This window comes from Pseudomonas sp. 910_23, from assembly GCF_052850795.1.
Map to the genome: position 1 here is coordinate 277,048 of NZ_VXCZ01000006.1, position 16,409 is coordinate 293,456.

The following is a 16,409-nucleotide window of genomic DNA, read 5'->3' on the forward strand; positions in this document are numbered from 1 at the left end:
CCAGCGCCGCTGAGGAGCTATCAGCCGTGACCGAGCAAACCAGCGCCGGTGTGAACAGCCAGAAGATCGAGACCGATCAGGTGGCCACCGCCATGCATGAAATGACCGCTACTGTGCAGGAAGTTGCGCGCAATGCCGAGCAGGCGTCCCAGGCGGCTTCCGACGCTGACGGCCAGGCCCGTGAAGGCGACAAGGTGGTGGCCGAAGCTATCGCCCAGATCGAACGCCTGGCGGCCGAAGTCGCCCGCTCCACCGACGCCATGACGCACCTGCAACAAGAGAGCAACAAGATCGGCAGCGTGATGGACGTGATCAAGGCCGTGGCCGAACAGACCAACCTGCTGGCCCTCAACGCCGCCATTGAAGCGGCGCGTGCCGGGGAAGCCGGCCGTGGCTTTGCCGTGGTCGCCGACGAAGTGCGTGGCCTGGCCCAGCGCACGCAGAAATCCACCGAAGAAATCGAAGGCCTGGTGGCCGGCTTGCAGAACGGCACCCAACAAGTCGCCAGCGTGATGAACAACAGCCGCAGCCTCACCGACAGCAGCGTCGAACTGACGCGCAAGGCCGGGGTATCCCTGGAAAACATCACCCGCACCGTGTCGAATATCCAGTCGATGAACCAGCAGATCGCAGCGGCCGCCGAGCAGCAGAGCGCCGTAGCGGAAGAGATCAGCCGCAGTATCGTGAATGTGCGGGACGTGTCCGAGCAGACCGCGACTGCCAGTGATGAGACGGCCAAGTCGAGTGTGGAACTGGCTCGATTGGGTAGCCAGTTGCAGCAGATGGTCAGTCATTTCCGGGTGTAGAAACCAAAAAGCCGCCTCGATCTAGACCGAGGCGGCTCCACCTCTCAGACCTTAACGGTCATCGAAGCTGTCCCGCAGGAACTTCCATACGTGATACGCACGCAGGCAGTTCACTACGAGGTTCCATGTACGTCGTGCAAACTTAGACATACTCGGCCCTCCGTGAGTTGGGCCTTACCTCCAGCGCACTTACCGGAACATGTGGGCCTTTGGATGCACACCAGTGCTCCTGTGAGGCGGCTGGGTTTATGGTCCTCCCGCGTGAATCCGGCACGGATTACTAGCCCGTGGCGGGCGGTCCAAAATTTGCGCGCGAACCCAGCCAACCTACTTCACGACGAACACAGAACGAGGGCGATACTAGCTCAGCACTCTGCTCCAAGGTGTACCGAACAACGGCCAGCTAGCCTTAAAATCTGTTGCTGTTTTTTGCAAAGTTAAACAACACAAAAGATCAATGCTGCCGTGAAAAACTCTTGTTCGTCTGGTGTTGCATAACGCCCTAAAGCAGCAGTAGTATTGTGACCACGCCAGTGCTCCTGTGAAGCCGCAACCCCAGCCACTAACTGGGTTTGCAAAAAAAACCGCCCTATCAAGGCGGTTTTTTATTGCCTGCCATTTGCCACTTAGCCCTCGCTGTCCTCGACAAACACCAAGCGATTCCCGAACGGATCCCGGATGCTCATTTCCCGCGATCCCCAAGGCGTTTCCTCGACCCCAGGCTTGGCATAGCGGTAATCCTTGCCGAGCAATTGCTGCTGGTACGCATCCACCCTTTGCGCCTGGATCCGCACGGCCGCCCCCGGCGAAGCATCGCCATGATGCTCGGACAAATGCAGCACGCACTCCCCCAGCGACACCTGAAGGTACAACGGAAAATTCGCCTCGAAGCGATGCTGCCAATCGACCTTGAACCCCAGGAAGTCGACGTAGAACTCCAACGCCTTGACCTCGTCGAAAATCCGCAGAATGGGGACGACTTTTCCTAAGTGCATGGCGCCAGCTCCGTATAAAAGAACACCCACTATAGAGCCGTAAACCCACCACGCAAATCCCCGCTGCGCGCCAGGAAGCGGCCCGCTCGCTCACCGTTCGCCTGCCCCTCGCGATAGCTCAGTACGCCATTGACCCACACACCCTCAATCCCTTCAGCCGCGCGCTGTGGCGTGGTGAAATCCGCCACATCCCGCACCCGCTGAGGGTCGAACAGCACCAGGTCGGCCCAGTAGCCTTCACGGATTTCGCCACGCTCGGACAACCCAAAACGCGCCGCCGATAAACCGGTCATCTTGTGCACCGCCGTATGCAACGGGAACAAACCGACATCCCGGCTGAAATGCCCGAGCACCCGTGGGAAGGCACCCCACAAGCGCGGATGGGGAAACGGGTCTTCAGGCAAACCGTCCGAGCCCACCATCGACAGCGGATGGGCGAGGATGCGCCGCACATCGGCTTCATCCATGCCGTAATACACCGCCCCCGCCGGCTGCAAGCGACGGGCCGCGTCGAGCAGCGAAACACCCCACTCGGCAGCGATATCCTGCAAATCGCGCCCGCCCATTTGCGGGTGCGGCGTCGACCAGGTGATGGTGATGCGAAATGCGTCGGTGACTTGCTTGAGATCCAGGGTCGAGGAGCTGGCGGCATAGGGATAGCAATCACAGCCCACCGGATGGTTTTTTGCCGCAGCTTCCAGGGCCGCCAACAACTGCGGACTACGCCCCCAGTTACCGGCACCAGCGCATTTAAGGTGGGAAATAATCACTGGCACCCTGGCATGTCGGCCGATCAGAAACGCCTCATCCATTGCCTCCAGCACCGGCTCGAACTCGCTGCGTAAATGCGTGGTGTACACCGCACCATAGGCCGTCAGTTCCTCAACGAGTTGCAACACTTCATCGGTCTCGGCGTTGAATGCGCTGGCGTAGGCCAGGCCTGTGGATAACCCCAGGGCACCGGCCTCCAGGCTCTCTTGCAACTGCACGCGCATGGCCGCGATTTCATACGGTGTGGCGGTGCGATGCAGGTCATCCATATGGTTGCTGCGCAGCGCGGTGTGGCCGATCAATGCCGCGACGTTCACTGCCGGATGGGCGCCTTGCACTGCGTTGCGATAATCGCTGAACCGCGGATAACAGAACTGCTCACGGCTGCCCAACAAGTTCATTGGGTCTGGCGGGTCACTGCGCAAACTCACCGGCGAAGCGCTGATGCCACAGTTGCCGACAATCACCGTGGTCACGCCCTGGCTGAGCTTGGGCAGCATCTGCGGCTGGCGGATCACCACCGTGTCATCGTGGGTGTGCACATCGATAAAGCCCGGCGCCAATACCCGGCCATGCGCATCGATGACATGCGCGGCCTCGTCGGCGGACAGGTCACCCATCGCCTGGATGCGCCCACCGCGCACGCCCACATCGGCGACAAACCCTTCGGTGTTGCTGCCATCAATGACCAGCGCCTGGCGAATCAGCGTGTCGTATTTCATATCAGTCTCCAAGCGGCAGGCTGTCAGGGCCGCCGCGGTAATCATCCAGGGCCAGCTTGATCCGGCGCAGGCGTTCCTGATTGTCGTCCGGCAAGGCCAGCGCCAGCTCGGTGGCAAGCAGGTCGATGGCCAGTAACATGCCGTAGCGGGCGGCGGTGGGTTTGTAGATAAAGCTGGTCTCCGCCGGTTGCAGCGGCAGCAACACATCCGCCAGTTCGGCCAGGGGTGAGTCCGCGAGGGTGAGGGCAATAATCCGCGCGTCGTAGTTGCGCGCCAGCTTCACCACATCCAGTAATTCGGGCGTACGGCCGGTGAGGGAACAGACAATCAAGGCATGTTGCGGGCCCAGGGTCGCGGCCGTGACGCGCATCATCACCGGGTCATGGCAGGCGGCAATCGGGTAGCCCAGACGCACCAGGCGCACTTGCAGTTCATCACTGCACAGGCTGGAGGGGCCGCCCATGCCGAACGCGTGAATCATCCGCGCCTTGCTCAGCAAAGTGACCGCGTCGGCAAAGCTGTGCTGGTTGAAACCGGACAAATGCTGGCGCAACGTCGCTTCGATATCGCCCAGGATTTGCCGATGAAAGGCCGACTGTTCCGGCAGCCCCGCCGGGTCCAGGAAGCGACTGCCCACGCCACTGGCCTGGGCCAGTTGCAGGCGCAAATCGCGCAAGTCACGGCAGCCGACGCTGCGGGCAAAACGCGACAAGGTCGCGGTGCTGACCTCGGCCCGCTGAGACAACGCCTCCAGGCTGGCCGAGGCGGCAAAGCCCACATCCTCAAGCATCAACTTGGCGATACGCCCTTCGCCGGCGCTGAACGAGTCCTGGCGGGCGCGGATCTGGTAGAGGATGTCCATGGAGGCTCCGGTTAGAGGGTCAGGCTCATAAAACCAGTGACAGGCCGTAGGTCAGACCGAAGGCGACCAGCGAAATCAGGGTCTCCAGTACGGTCCAGGTCTTGAAGGTCTGGATCACCGTCATATTGAAGTATTCCTTGATCAGCCAGAAGCCGCCGTCGTTAACGTGGGAAAAAATCACCGAACCCGCGCCGGTCGCCAGCACCAGCAATTCGGGGTGTGGATAACCCAGGCCCAAAGCAACGGGCGCGACCACCCCGGATGCAGTGGTCATGGCAACGGTGGCCGAGCCCGTGGCGATGCGCATCAACGCAGCGAACAGCCAGCCCATCACCAGCGGCGACAAGTGGAACGCGTGGGCCAGGCCGAGGATTTCATTGGTCACACCGGCATCCACCAGAATGCGATTCAAGCCACCGCCCGCGCCCACCAGCAAGGTGATACTGGCGGTCGGCGCCAGGCACTCGTTGGTGAACTTGAGAATCGACTCCCGGTTGAAGCCCTGGGCCAGGCCCAGGGTCCAGAAACTCACCAGGGTCGCCACCAGCAGGGCGATCACCGAATTGCCGATAAACAGCAGGAACTGATTGAAACCGCTGCCCGGGGTGGAAATCACATTGGCCCAGCCGCCGATCATCATCAGTACCACCGGCAACAGGATGGTGCCCATGGTCAGTGCAAAACTGGGCAGGCGAGTACGCGGTTCGCGCTCGATAAACTGGCGCTCCAGCGGGTTCTCGGCCGGCAGGTGAATATGCGGCACGATGAACTTGGCGTAGACGGGGCCGGCGATGATCGCCGTGGGGATACCGATCAAAATCGCATACAGCACCGTCTGCCCGACCGAGGCGTTGTAGGCCAGCACCGCCATCATCGCCGCCGGATGCGGTGGCACCAGCGCGTGCACCACCGACAAACCGGCGACCATCGGCAGGCCGACCATCAGGATCGACACGCCCACGCGCCGCGCCACGGTAAAGGCAATCGGCACCAGCAGCACAAAGCCGACCTCGAAAAACAGCGGCAGCCCCACCAGGAACGCAATGCACACCATCGCCCAGTGGGCGTTGCGTTCACCGAAGCGGTTGATCAGCGTACGCGCCACCTGCTCGGCGCCACCCGACTCGGCCATCATCTTGCCGAGCATGGTGCCCAGCGCCACCACTAGGGCGATATGCCCCAGGGTTTTACCGACGCCCGCCTCATACGACCCCATGATCGTGTCCGCCGGCATTCCGGCCATCAGCGCGAGGCCGATGGACACCAGCGTAATGACGATAAACGGGTTGAGTCGGTAACGTGCAATCAGCACGATCAATGCAATGATGGCAATGGCAGCGTATGCCAGTAGCCCGAAGCCCGGTAATGCGGCCATGCGGTACTCCTCGGAAAGGGTCACGTCGAATTGGTTGTGAAACTCATAAATCATTACCGAGGAGTATTTTCAATTTTCATGAAAGTAATTTTCGCCCACGGACAAGCGTTGTCGCATGGAGATATGTCCAGCGCCAGCCCATGAAAATACGGGGGATGTTCTTACATGAAGATCAGGAATGCCGGAAACTCAAGCGCCGCCCTTGAGTCATAGAATGCGCATCCACTCATGCTCAGGAAACCGCCCATGATTCGCACCACACTCGTCGCCAGCGCCCTGCTTCTCTGCTTGGGCGGCACAGCGTATGCCGCCGACAATGCCGCGTTGAAAAAATGCATGGACAGCGCCAATACCACGGCAGACATGGTCAATTGCAACGCCAAACAAGCGAAGGTTCAGGACGAGCGCTTGAACCGCGCCTACAAGACCGCCCTGGCCGCCCAGGACGGCGCGCACAAGCAGCAACTGCAAGACGTGCAGCGCCTGTGGATCAAATACCGCGATGCCAACTGCGCCTTCGCCGGCAGCGCCACCGGCGGCACCATTGATCAGGTCAACGGCTCCGGCTGCGTGTTGGACATGACCCAGACCCGCGCCCAGGAGCTTGAAGACCTGGTAGGCCCCTGACTGCTGGAGCCGGTCTATTGTGGCGAGGGAGCTTGCTCCCTCGCCACAGGGGCTCACTCAGTCATGGTGAACCCTGGCGCGCTTGAGCAGCTTCTTGCAGCGCTCGGATAAATGCAGCACCCGCAGATGCTTACCGGCCTTGGCATAGCGCTCGCGCAACGTCATCAGCGCAGCGATCGCCGAATAGTCGACAACACTCAGGTGGCGGCAATCCAGCGTCACCTGGGCCGGGTCATTGGCCGGGTCGAACTGGTTCAAGAACGGCGTGGTCGAGGCGAAGAACAAGGTGCCATGCACCCGGTAAAGCTTGCTGCCGTCGGCCTCCAGATGTTCATCGGCGTACAGCTCTCGCGCCTGCTGCCAGGCAAAATTCAACGCGGCGATGACGATACCGCACAGCACCGCGGTGGCCAGATCCGTGAACACGGTGATGATCGTCACCGCCATGATCACCAGCACATCATTGAGCGGCACCTTGTTGATCACCCGCAACGAGGCCCAGGCGAAGGTCTGCTGCGACACTACAAACATCACGCCCACCAGCGCCGCCAGCGGAATACGCTCAATCAGCGGTGACAGAAACAGAATGAACAGCAGGATCATCACGCCGGCAAACACCCCGGAGAAACGCCCGCGCCCACCGGAGCTGAGGTTGATCACGGTTTGCCCGATCATCGCACAACCGCCCATGCCGCCAAACAGGCCCGAGACCATATTCGCTGCGCCCAGCGCCACGCTTTCGCGGTCGGGATAGCCTCGGGTTTCGGTGATTTCGTCGGTGAGGTTGAGGGTCAGCAGGGTTTCCAGCAGGCCGACCATCGCCATCAGGAACGCGTAGGGCGCGATGATGCCGAGAGTGTCGAAGGTCCAGGGGATTTGCGGCAGGGCGAAGGTCGGCAAGCCACCGGCGATATGCGCCATATCGCCCAGCGTACGGGTCGGCAGACCAAGCAGGTACACCGCCAGACCAACGCCAAGGATCGCCACCAACGCGGGCGGCACAGCTCGGGTCAGGCGTGGCAGCAGGTAGACAATCGCCATGGTCACCACAACCAGGCCCGCCATCACATATAAAGACGTGCCGCTTAGCCAGCGTTCGCCGCTCTTGAAATGTTCCAGTTGCGCCAGCGCAATGATAATCGCCAGGCCGTTGACGAAACCGAGCATCACCGAGTGCGGCACCATGCGCACCAGCTTGCCCAGGCGCAGCAGGCCGAAGGCGATCATGATCAACCCGCCCAACAGTACCGTCGCCAGCAAGTATTCCACGCCGTGTTGCACCACCAGCGCGACGATCACCACCGCCATCGAGCCGGCTGCGCCCGAGACCATGCCCGGGCGGCCGCCGAACAAGGCAGTGAGGGTGCAGATGATAAAGGCGCCGTAGAGCCCCATCAGCGGGTTGAGGTGGGCCACCAGGGCAAAGGCGATGCATTCGGGCAGCAGCGCAAAAGACGTGGTGAGGCCGGCCAGGGCGTCGGCGCGCAGACGGGTGAGGTTCATGGAGTACCGGGGAATTGCGAGGGATAAGGCGGGGAATGGTACGGAATTGCGGCGAGTGGGGCTAGCCTCCCGAACTGAGTGGCCCCAATCGGGAGCAAGCCCCCTCCCACACTTGAATGCATTCCAAAGTTGGAATTCGGTCAAATGTGCGAGGGGGCTTGCTCCCGATAGCTACACCCAGGTCTCAAGCGAATCAGACCATCTCGTCGCGAATCCACTCCACCACAGACGTACGCTTGGGCACCCAGCCCAGCAGTTCGCGAGCGTGCTTGCCGCGTACGCGACTGTTGGAGCCCAACCCATAGTTGGCCATTTCATAGCCCCACTCGGCTTCAGCCTCGGCCAACGGCCAATCCTGCGGTTCGCCCAGGTTCAGCGCCTGGGCAATGGCCGTAGTCATGTCGATAAACGCCGCTTCGCCGCTTTCCACAAAGTAGAAAGTACCCGGGACGTTTTTGGTCAGTGCCAGCAGATACAGGGCGACCACATCCTCAATGTGCACGTTGGACCAGATATTCTGCCCGCTGCCCACATGGCGCACTACACCGCTCTTGCGTGCCTGCTTGAGCAAGCGTGGCAATTGCACGCTGTCACGCTTTACGCCCAGGCTGTGGCCGTAGATCAGGGTGTTGCAGATCACCGCCGAATTCACACCGTCACTGGCCGCCGCGAGGATCAGGTTGTCGATCGCCACCCGCGCGGCTTTGTCGACGGTCGGCTCAGGCAGGTTGCCTTCGAAGTAGATGACTTCACTGGCCTTGCCGCCCGACGCATCACCGACAATGCTCGACCCGCTGGTATGCAGGAACGGCTTGTTCGAGCCTTTCAAGGCGGCCAGCAAGGTTTCCACGGCGGCGCGATGGTCGCTGCTGGCAGCGTTGATCACCGCATCAGCCTTCTGTGCCTGCTCGGTCAATACGGCTGCGTCGTCGAGGGTGCCGATCACCGGCGTAATGCCCAGGGCGGTCATTTCGGCGGCTTGTTCGGCGCTGCGCACCAGGCCGGTGACGTCATGGCCAGCGTTGACCAGGCCGGTGGCGATGGAACCGCCGATAAACCCTGCTGCACCGGTAACGAATACATTCATGGAGGTTGCTCCTGACTGGGTAAGTGATGCGCCCAGTATCCAGCCCCCACTGCTGTCGAATAAGCCCGTACGGCCCAATTCACTCTTGCGTGCAAGTCACGAATCAGCGCGCATACCGCGCCAGCTTGGCCTGAATGAACTCCAGGAAACACTGAATGCGCAGCGCCAATTGCGAGTTGCGATAGAACACCGCGTGGATCGGCTGGCGATAACCACTGTTGAACGCCTCCAGCATGGGCACCAGACGGCCGGCATCGATATCGTCGACCGTCATGAAATTCGACAGGCAACAAATACCCTGCCCCTGCAGCGCCAACTGGCGCACAGTTTCGCCACTGGATGCGCTGACACTGGGCTGGATCAGCCAGCGGTCACCTTCGCCATGACGCAGCGGCCAGTGGTTGAGGGTCTCGGTGTGAGTGAAGCCCAGCAAGGTGTGATCGGCCAACTCGGCAACGGTCGTCGGCGTGCCGTACTGCTTGAGGTAGTCGGGGCTGGCCAGGATATGCAGCGGCGTGCTGCCCAGGCTGCGCGCATGAAGGGTCGAGTCGGCCAGGGTGCCGATACGAATGGCGATGTCGGTGCTTTGTTCGAGCAGGTCGATGATCAAGTCGTCGCTGTTGAGCTCCAACTGGATATCCGGGTACAAGCGGCGAAACTCGGCGATGTACGGCACGATCCCGTGCAGCATGAACGGCACGGCGGCATTGATACGCAGGCGACCGGCCGGTTTTTTCTGGCGCGACGACAGGCGCTCTTCCAGCTCGTCCATCTGCGCCAGGATCACCTTGGCCTGCTCGAAGAAGTACTTGCCCTCTTCAGTCAGGTCCATGCGTCGCGTGGTGCGGTTGATCAGCGTGGTGTCGAGCTTGGCTTCCAGGCGCGACAGCGTGCGGCTGACCGCAGACGGCGTTTGCCCGACCTTTTCGGCGGCGGCAGAAATCGAGCCGCATTCAATCACGCTGACGAAGATCTGTAGCTCATCGGAACGGGCTTTCACGGGCGGTCCTTCATTTATCGGCTGACACAGGCACGGTCATTATTAACCAGCCAGCAACAAATGGCCTCCCAACAACGCCATGCCCGTGAAAAACCCACGTTTGAACCACAGCGCACTGATGCGTCGGCGAACCACTTGGCCCAGCCACATCCCCAGCAATGCCGGCACCAGCGCCAACACTGACGCACCGATTTCACCACCGCCCAGGGCTCCGCGCCAGGCCAGCCCGGCGGCCAGCGCCAGTGTCGACACCGTGAACGACAGCCCCAGCGCCTGCACCAACTGATCACGACTCAAGCCCAGCGCTTGCAGATACGGCACCGCAGGGATCACGAAAACACCGGTGGCCGAGGTGATGATGCCGGTAATCAGCCCACACAAGGGCCCCAGCCAGCGCTCGGTCCGGGGCGCGACCTTGAAGGTCGGCAGGAACAAGCCGCTCAACGCATATACCAGCAACGCCGCACCCAACGCGCGGACCACCCACGGCCCACCGTCCATGCCCAGCCACACGGAGCCTAGCCCGGTGCCGCAGAAAATAAGCAACAGCATCGGCCACAGGCGTTTGAGCAAGGCACTCAAATGACCGCCAAACGTTAGCTGCCAGAGGTTGGTGATAGTCGAAGGAATGATCAGCAGAGCCGCAGCCTGCGCCGGTAACATAGCCAGGCCGAGCATGCCCATGGCTACGGTGGGCAGGCCGAGGCCGATGATGCCTTTGACCGTACCGGCCAGCAGGAAGGTGGTAATGACCAACGCCGTCAAGGTTGGACCGAGGTTTTGGTAAAACGCTAGGAAGGTATTCATGCACCGATTGTGCAGGGCTGGAGAGAGGCTGAAAATTCGCCATATACTGAGGCAGCCTCTTGTTTTTTGTGAGGCTGATGCCGTCATCGCAGGCAAGCCAGCTCGCACACTTGAATGTATTCACAGTTCAACATGTGGGAGATGGCTTGCCTGCGATGACGCCCGCCCAGTCACCGGAAACCTGCAGCCATGCACTTTGACCTGATCGACCTGCGCCTCTATCTGCACATCCTCGACAGCGGCAATATCACTGCCGGTGCAGCCCGTAGTCATTTATCCCTGGCGGCCGCCAGCGCACGCATCCGGGCAATGGAGTCTTCACTGGGCATCGCGTTTCTTGAGCGTGGCCGCCGTGGCGTCACCCCAACGCCGGCAGGCAAAGCCCTGGCTCGGCATGCTCGCCTGCTGTTGCAACAGGCCGAACACCTGCAACAGGACCTGGCCGAATACGCCAATGGCGTCAAAGGCCAGGTACGCTTGCTGTGCAATACCACCGCCCTTAGCGAGTACCTGCCTGAATTGCTCGCACACTTTTTGCGCGAGCACCCCAACCTCGATATCGACTTGCAAGAATTGCCCAGCCTGCGCATCACCCACGCCTTGCGCCAGGGCACCGCCGACCTGGGGATTATTTCCGATGCCGTGGACACCCACGGCTTGCAGACCCTGGCGTTTCGCGATGATCCGCTGGTGTTGATCACGCCCCTGGACCACCCGTTGACCCGCCCGAGTTTTATCGACAGCTTGCAATACGACTACGTGGGCCTGGCGGCCAACAGCGCGCTGGCGGTTTATCTGGAAGAACAGGCACTGCACACAGGCTTTCGCTTGCAGACACGCATTCGCGCCGACGGTTTTGATGGGTTGATTCGCATGGTCGCCGGCGGCGCGGGTCTGGGCATCGTGCCGCAGGCAGCCTTGGAGCGCTGGCCGTCAGAACGCCGTTTCAAGGCCCACCCCCTGCAAGAGGAGTGGGCCTGCCGCTCGTTGCTGTTATGCGCACGCTCGTTCGAGCAACTGCCGGGTTACGCCAGGGCTTTGTTCGACGCCTTGGCCCTGCCCTTGCGGAAGAACCCGTAATACACCGCCGACAGAATCAACAGGAACGGCACGCCGAATACCAAGGTCATCTTGAACGCTTCGGTGAAATAGGTGGTGATCATTACCGCCCCCATCAGCACCAACCCCAGCAGCGTACTGTAGGGAAACAGGCGCAACTGGAACGACAACTTCGCCCCACCATGGCGCTTGCGATAGCGGCGAAAGAACAGGTGCGTGAGGAAGATCATGAACCAGGTGAAGATCGCGCCAAACATCGAGATCGCCATCATCAGGGTGAATGAGCTTTCCGGGTACACCACATTCAAAAGAGTCGCCAGGGCAATGCCCGAGCTGGACAGCAACAGGGCGTTCAGCGGGATGCCATTCTTGCTCAAGGCGCCCATGGACTTGGGCGCAAAGCCTGCGCGCGACAGGCTGAACATCATGCGCGTGGTGATGTAGAGCTGGCTGTTCATGGCCGACAGCGCCGCGATCAGGATCACGAAATTCATCACCCCGGTGGCGCCGGGAATGCCGATGGTCTGCATCACCGTGACAAACGGGCTCTGGGCCTGGCCGGCCTGGTTCCACGGCACGATGGCGAGCATCAGCGCCAGGGTCAGCAGGTAGAACACCACCAGCCGCACGATGGTAGCGCGGAAGGCTTTCTTCACCGCCTGCTCCGGGTCGGCGGCTTCACCAGCGGCCACGGCGATCATCTCGACGCTGAGGTAGCTGAAGATCGACACAATCACCGCGATCCACATGCCGCTCAAGCCATGGGGGAAAAAGCCGTCGTGGGCCGTGTAGTTCTGCACGCCATAGTCCGGGTTGCCGGAGCCGAACACCACATACACCGCCAGGATGATGAAACCGACAATGGCGCTGATCTTGATCGTCGAGAACCAGTATTCGAAGTTGCCGAAGGTCTTCACGCTGATCGCATTGAGCACAATCAATACACTGGAAAACGATACGATCCATACCCATTCCGGCACATTGGCGAACCAGTACTTCATGTACATCGCCACCGCTGTGACCTCGGCCCCCACCGCCAGCACAATCGCCGCCCAGTAGGCATACCGCACCAGGAACCCGGCCAACGGGCTGATGTAGAACTCGGCATAGGCGCCAAAGGAGCCAGAGGTGGAATGGGCCACGGTCATCTCTGCCAGGCAGCCCATCAGCAGCAAGGTGATCAAGGCGCCGATGGCATAGCTCACCAGCACGCTGGGCCCGGCATAGCCAATGGCGTAGGCGCTGCCCATGAACAGCCCGGTGCCGATGGCGCCACCGATAGCGATCATGCTCATCTGGCCGGAAGTGAGCTGGCGCCTGAGGCCCAGTTCGCGGTGGGTGATTTCTGCAAAGCCGTTGTCTGGCGTGGTCACTGGAGTGCCCCTTTATTATTGTGATGGTTGCTGCTGGCGGTGAATCCTGTGGGAGGGGCTTGCTCCCGATAGCAGTGTGTCAGTCACTGATATGTCAACTGACACACCGCTATCGGGAGCAAGCCCCCTCCCACATTGGGTGTGTGGTGCTATTAAGTAACGCTGTTTCGGACTTTGAATTGCGGCTGGTCCCAGGTGCGGCTGTCGAGGATCTCACCGAGGATTTCCACGGCGTCCCACACCTCGGTAAAGCTTGTGTACAGCGGCGTGAAACCAAAGCGCATGATCCGCGGCTCACGGTAATCGCCGATCACGCCTCGGGCGATCAGGGCCTGGATCACCGCGTAACCTTCGGGGTGTTCGAAGCTCACATGGCTGCCGCGCCGGGCGTGCTCACGCGGCGTGATCAGTTCCAGGCCATGGGCGGCGCAGCGGCTTTCAACCAACGCAATAAACAGGTCGGTCAATGCCAGGGATTTGCGGCGCAGGCTGGCCATGTCGGTCTGGGCAAAAATCTCCAGGCCGCATTCCACCATGGCCAACGAAGTGATCGGCTGGGTACCGCACAGGTAGCGCGCGATGCCGGCGCTGGGGGCGTAGCTCGATTCCATGGCGAACTGACGGGTATGCCCGAACCAGCCTGACAACGGCTGGCGCACCACATCCACCAACGCCGGGTTGACCCAAACAAATGCCTGGGAGCCCGGGCCGCCGTTGAGGTATTTGTAGGTGCAGCCAATGGCATAATCAGCGCCGGCCTGGTGCAGGTCCACAGGCACCGCGCCCGCTGAGTGCGCCAGGTCCCAAAGGCTCAGCGCGCCACACTCGTGGCTCAGCGCAGTCAGCGCCGCCATGTCGTACATGTAGCCAGTCTTGTAGTTGACGTGGGTGAGCATCACCACCGCCACGTCTGCGTCGATGGCCTGGGGCAGTTCGGCCGGGCTGTTGACCAGGCGCAGGGAATAGCCTTGTTGCAGCAGTTCGGCCAGGCCCTCGGCGATATACAAATCGGTGGGAAAGTTATTCGCTTCGCTGACGATCACCTTGCGCGCCGGGGAGCGTTGACGCTGCACACTCAACGCCGCGCTCAGCACCTTGAACAGGTTGATCGAAGTGGTATCGGTGACCACCACTTCGCCCTCACGCGCACCGATCAACGGTGCGAGGCGATTGCCCAGGCGCTGGGACAAATCCGCCCAGCCTGCGCTGTTCCAGCTGCGAATCAAGCCATTGCCCCACTCTTGGGCGATCACCTGCTGTGCCCGCTCCAGCGCTGCCACCGGGCGCGCGCCGAGGGAGTTGCCGTCGAGGTAGATCACGCCCTCGGGCAGGGCGAATTGGGCACGCAGGGGTGCCAAAGGGTCCTGGGTGTCGAGGGCTTGGCAATGGCTTCGAGTGGTCATGGGTCGTCCTGGTTTTTATCAGTGAGGATGGACCAAATAATGAACGAACTTTTAGAGAATTTTCGTGCAAAGTGGTGGGCAAACGGCTATTTAAGCTGTAGGAAATTCGAATTTAATCTCAAAATACGCGGATATCTTCCAAGCATGATTCTCGACGCCACCGACCTGCGCCTCCTGCATTTTCTGCAACAGGATGGCCGTATCAGCAACCAGGAACTGGCGGAAAAAGTCGCGCTGTCACCCTCTGCCTGCCTGCGCCGTTTGCGTTTGTTGGAGAGCGAAGGAATCATCAGCGGCTATCGCGCGGTATTGAATGCCGAACAGTTGGGGGTCGAACTCGAAGCCATCGTGCACCTGTCGCTGCGCCAGGATATCGAGGACTGGCATGAGACCTTTATCAAGAAGGTGCAAGGCTGGCCAGAGGTGGCGAGCGCCTATGTGATCACCGGTGCCAGCAACTATGTGCTGCGGGTGCAGGCACGCAACCTCAAGCACTTTTCGGACTTTATCGTGAACCACCTGAACCGCACGGCGGGGGTGATGGATATTCGCTCTGAAATTGTGTTGCAGAAGATCAAGGATCGGGATGAGGTGCTGGATCTGGTCCTGCGCAAGTAACCCATCACTACAGATCAAATGTGAACTAAATGTGGGAGGGGGCTTGCTCCCGATAGCGGAGGATCAGTTAGTAAATAAGTGACTGACACACTGCTATCGGGGGCAAGCCCCCTCCCACATTCTGCCCGCGCTCAGTCCTCGAGAGCCCGTGTGCGTTGCATGCGCTTTTGCTCGACCGGCGCATCAGCCACCTGCAACTCAAAGTCAAAATCAATCTGCGCAAACCGCCCTTCCACGCCAAATTCCCGCGCCAGTTGCGGATCGTCGCTGAAGCGGATCTCGGCAATCAGTTCATCGCGGGTGGCATAGGCAAAGTCATCATGCAGGTACGGGTCATCCGAGAGGTTGATCTGGGTGGTCAGGTGCCGATGCCCGGGCGCCGAGATGAAAAAGTGGATATGCGCCGGCCGTTGCCCGTGGCGCCCCAATTGATCGAGCAACTGCTGCGTCGGCCCGGTCGGCGGGCAGCCGTAGCCCGAGGGTACGATGCTGCGAAAACGGTAGTGGCCCTGGGCATCCGTCTCGATACGTCGGCGCAGGTTGAATTCAGACTGGTTCGGGTCGAACCACGAATAAGTACCGCCCGTATTGGCCTGCCACACATCGACAATCGCCCCCGCCAATGGCCTGCCCTCGGTATCGCGCACTTGCCCGCGCATGAACAACGGTACCGCGCCATCCTTGCCATCATCCAGCCGGGCCTCGTATTTGGACAGCGGCGCGCCGGCCACGTACAGCGGGCCTTCGATGGTGCGCGGTGTACCGCCGGACTTGCCCGCCTGCTCATCGGCGGCGTCCATCAACAGGTCCAGGTAATGCTCCAGGCCCAGGCCAGCGGCGAGCAGGCCGGCTTCCTGGTTTTTACCCAGATCATTGAGGTAGTTGACCGCCTTCCAGAACTCCTCGGGGGTCACTTCCAGGTCTTCGATGATGTTCACAGTGTCGCGCAGGATCCGGTAGATCAGCGCCTTGGCGCGCGGGTTGCCCGCGTCATTGAGGTTGCCGCTGGCTTCTTCGAGAAAGCGTTGGGCGTGGGCAGTCTGGGACAGGCGGATGGACATGGTGCACTCCTCATCTTGTAATTATCAGGTTGAAACCGGCTTAGCGGTCGTCCGCATGGATGGACGACGGGTGCCGGCACAGCGCATTCACTTCGATAGCCATGTAAGGAAACAATGGCAGTTGCATCAGCAGGTCATGCAGGTCCTGCACGCTGTCGACATCGAACACGCTGTAGTTGGCGTAGTGCCCGGCGATGCGCCACAGGTGGCGCCACTTGCCCTCTTGTTGCAGGCGTTGCGCCAGGGCTTTCTCTTCGGCCTTGAGGCTGTCGGCACGCTCAGGGGGCATGTCGAGGGGCAGGTTCACAGTCATTTTTACGTGGAACAACATGGCAGGCGC

At 60.8% G+C, this 16,409-nt stretch carries 15 protein-coding genes and 1 pseudogene; 4 read left to right on the forward strand and 12 right to left on the reverse strand.

The genetic code is table 11. The features are described 5' to 3' along the window. Positions 1–209: 209 nt before the first annotated feature. Positions 210–806 (forward strand): annotated as a pseudogene (locus tag FW800_RS09930) (methyl-accepting chemotaxis protein); the annotation flags it as partial. A 626-nt stretch (positions 807–1,432) separates the two neighbouring features. On the opposite strand, the gene FW800_RS09935 reads toward FW800_RS09930, so the two are convergent. From FW800_RS09935 to FW800_RS09950, 4 genes are read right to left on the reverse strand one after another with little or no spacing between them, the layout of a single operon-like run. Next, the gene (locus tag FW800_RS09935; protein ID WP_446437503.1) at positions 1,433–1,801 is read right to left on the reverse strand and encodes a glyoxalase superfamily protein; all 369 of its coding nucleotides are present in this window, start codon (positions 1,799–1,801) and stop codon (positions 1,433–1,435) included. Between the two features lie 29 nt (positions 1,802–1,830). Then, positions 1,831–3,294 (reverse strand): N-acyl-D-amino-acid deacylase family protein, encoded by a 1,464-nt coding sequence (locus FW800_RS09940; RefSeq protein WP_446437504.1) that lies wholly within the window; start codon positions 3,292–3,294, stop codon positions 1,831–1,833. A 1-nt stretch (position 3,295) separates the two neighbouring features. Further along, positions 3,296–4,156, reverse strand: a complete 861-nt coding sequence (locus tag FW800_RS09945; RefSeq protein WP_032879520.1) for a MurR/RpiR family transcriptional regulator — start codon at positions 4,154–4,156, stop codon at positions 3,296–3,298. 25 nt (positions 4,157–4,181) lie between these two features. Beyond that, a complete protein-coding gene (locus FW800_RS09950; RefSeq protein ID WP_228308955.1) occupies positions 4,182–5,531 on the reverse strand; it encodes a GntT/GntP/DsdX family permease in 1,350 nt (449 codons plus the stop codon). Between the two features lie 246 nt (positions 5,532–5,777). Between FW800_RS09950 and FW800_RS09955 the strand changes: the two genes are divergently transcribed. Continuing rightward, positions 5,778–6,158, forward strand: coding sequence for a lysozyme inhibitor LprI family protein (locus FW800_RS09955; RefSeq protein ID WP_032879519.1), 381 nt, complete (start codon positions 5,778–5,780; stop codon positions 6,156–6,158). 57 nt (positions 6,159–6,215) lie between these two features. Here FW800_RS09955 and FW800_RS09960 read toward each other — a convergent pair whose 3' ends face one another. The 4 genes from FW800_RS09960 to FW800_RS09975 form a co-directional block, all read right to left on the reverse strand. Further along, positions 6,216–7,661 carry a SulP family inorganic anion transporter gene (locus tag FW800_RS09960; protein WP_446437505.1) on the reverse strand — a complete coding sequence of 482 codons (1,446 nt, stop codon included), beginning with the start codon at positions 7,659–7,661 and terminating at the stop codon, positions 6,216–6,218. Positions 7,662–7,854: 193 nt separating this feature from the next. Then, entirely contained in the window at positions 7,855–8,748 is an 894-nt protein-coding gene (locus FW800_RS09965) for an NAD-dependent epimerase/dehydratase family protein (protein ID WP_148852679.1), read from the reverse strand. Between the two features lie 103 nt (positions 8,749–8,851). Next, positions 8,852–9,748 (reverse strand): LysR family transcriptional regulator, encoded by an 897-nt coding sequence (locus FW800_RS09970; RefSeq protein WP_078822289.1) that lies wholly within the window; start codon positions 9,746–9,748, stop codon positions 8,852–8,854. Positions 9,749–9,790: 42 nt separating this feature from the next. Continuing rightward, the gene (locus FW800_RS09975) at positions 9,791–10,555 is read right to left on the reverse strand and encodes a sulfite exporter TauE/SafE family protein (RefSeq protein WP_032879514.1); all 765 of its coding nucleotides are present in this window, start codon (positions 10,553–10,555) and stop codon (positions 9,791–9,793) included. A 189-nt stretch (positions 10,556–10,744) separates the two neighbouring features. On the opposite strand from FW800_RS09975, the gene FW800_RS09980 reads away from it, so the two are divergent. Then, positions 10,745–11,635, forward strand: coding sequence for a LysR substrate-binding domain-containing protein (locus tag FW800_RS09980; protein WP_446437506.1), 891 nt, complete (start codon positions 10,745–10,747; stop codon positions 11,633–11,635). Here the strand turns inward: FW800_RS09980 and FW800_RS09985 are convergent. Together FW800_RS09985 and kynU are read right to left on the reverse strand one after the other, a co-directional pair. Then, positions 11,581–12,987: an amino acid permease gene (locus FW800_RS09985; protein ID WP_446437507.1), complete on the reverse strand. Its 1,407-nt coding sequence runs from the start codon at positions 12,985–12,987 to the stop codon at positions 11,581–11,583. The two genes, FW800_RS09980 and FW800_RS09985, sit on opposite strands and share 55 nt — an antisense overlap. Before the next feature lie 152 nt (positions 12,988–13,139). After that, positions 13,140–14,390 carry a kynureninase gene (kynU, locus tag FW800_RS09990; protein ID WP_446437508.1) on the reverse strand — a complete coding sequence of 417 codons (1,251 nt, stop codon included), beginning with the start codon at positions 14,388–14,390 and terminating at the stop codon, positions 13,140–13,142. Positions 14,391–14,534: 144 nt separating this feature from the next. Here kynU and FW800_RS09995 point away from each other — a divergent pair, with 144 nt between their 5' ends. Beyond that, the gene (locus FW800_RS09995) at positions 14,535–15,008 is read left to right on the forward strand and encodes an Lrp/AsnC family transcriptional regulator (protein ID WP_446437509.1); all 474 of its coding nucleotides are present in this window, start codon (positions 14,535–14,537) and stop codon (positions 15,006–15,008) included. Between the two features lie 131 nt (positions 15,009–15,139). Here the strand turns inward: FW800_RS09995 and catA are convergent, their stop codons facing one another. Continuing rightward, positions 15,140–16,069 (reverse strand): catechol 1,2-dioxygenase, encoded by a 930-nt coding sequence (gene catA, locus FW800_RS10000; RefSeq protein WP_446437510.1) that lies wholly within the window; start codon positions 16,067–16,069, stop codon positions 15,140–15,142. A gap of 40 nt (positions 16,070–16,109) precedes the next feature. Further along, the gene (gene catC, locus FW800_RS10005) at positions 16,110–16,400 is read right to left on the reverse strand and encodes a muconolactone Delta-isomerase (protein ID WP_056845956.1); all 291 of its coding nucleotides are present in this window, start codon (positions 16,398–16,400) and stop codon (positions 16,110–16,112) included. Positions 16,401–16,409 lie beyond the last annotated feature (9 nt).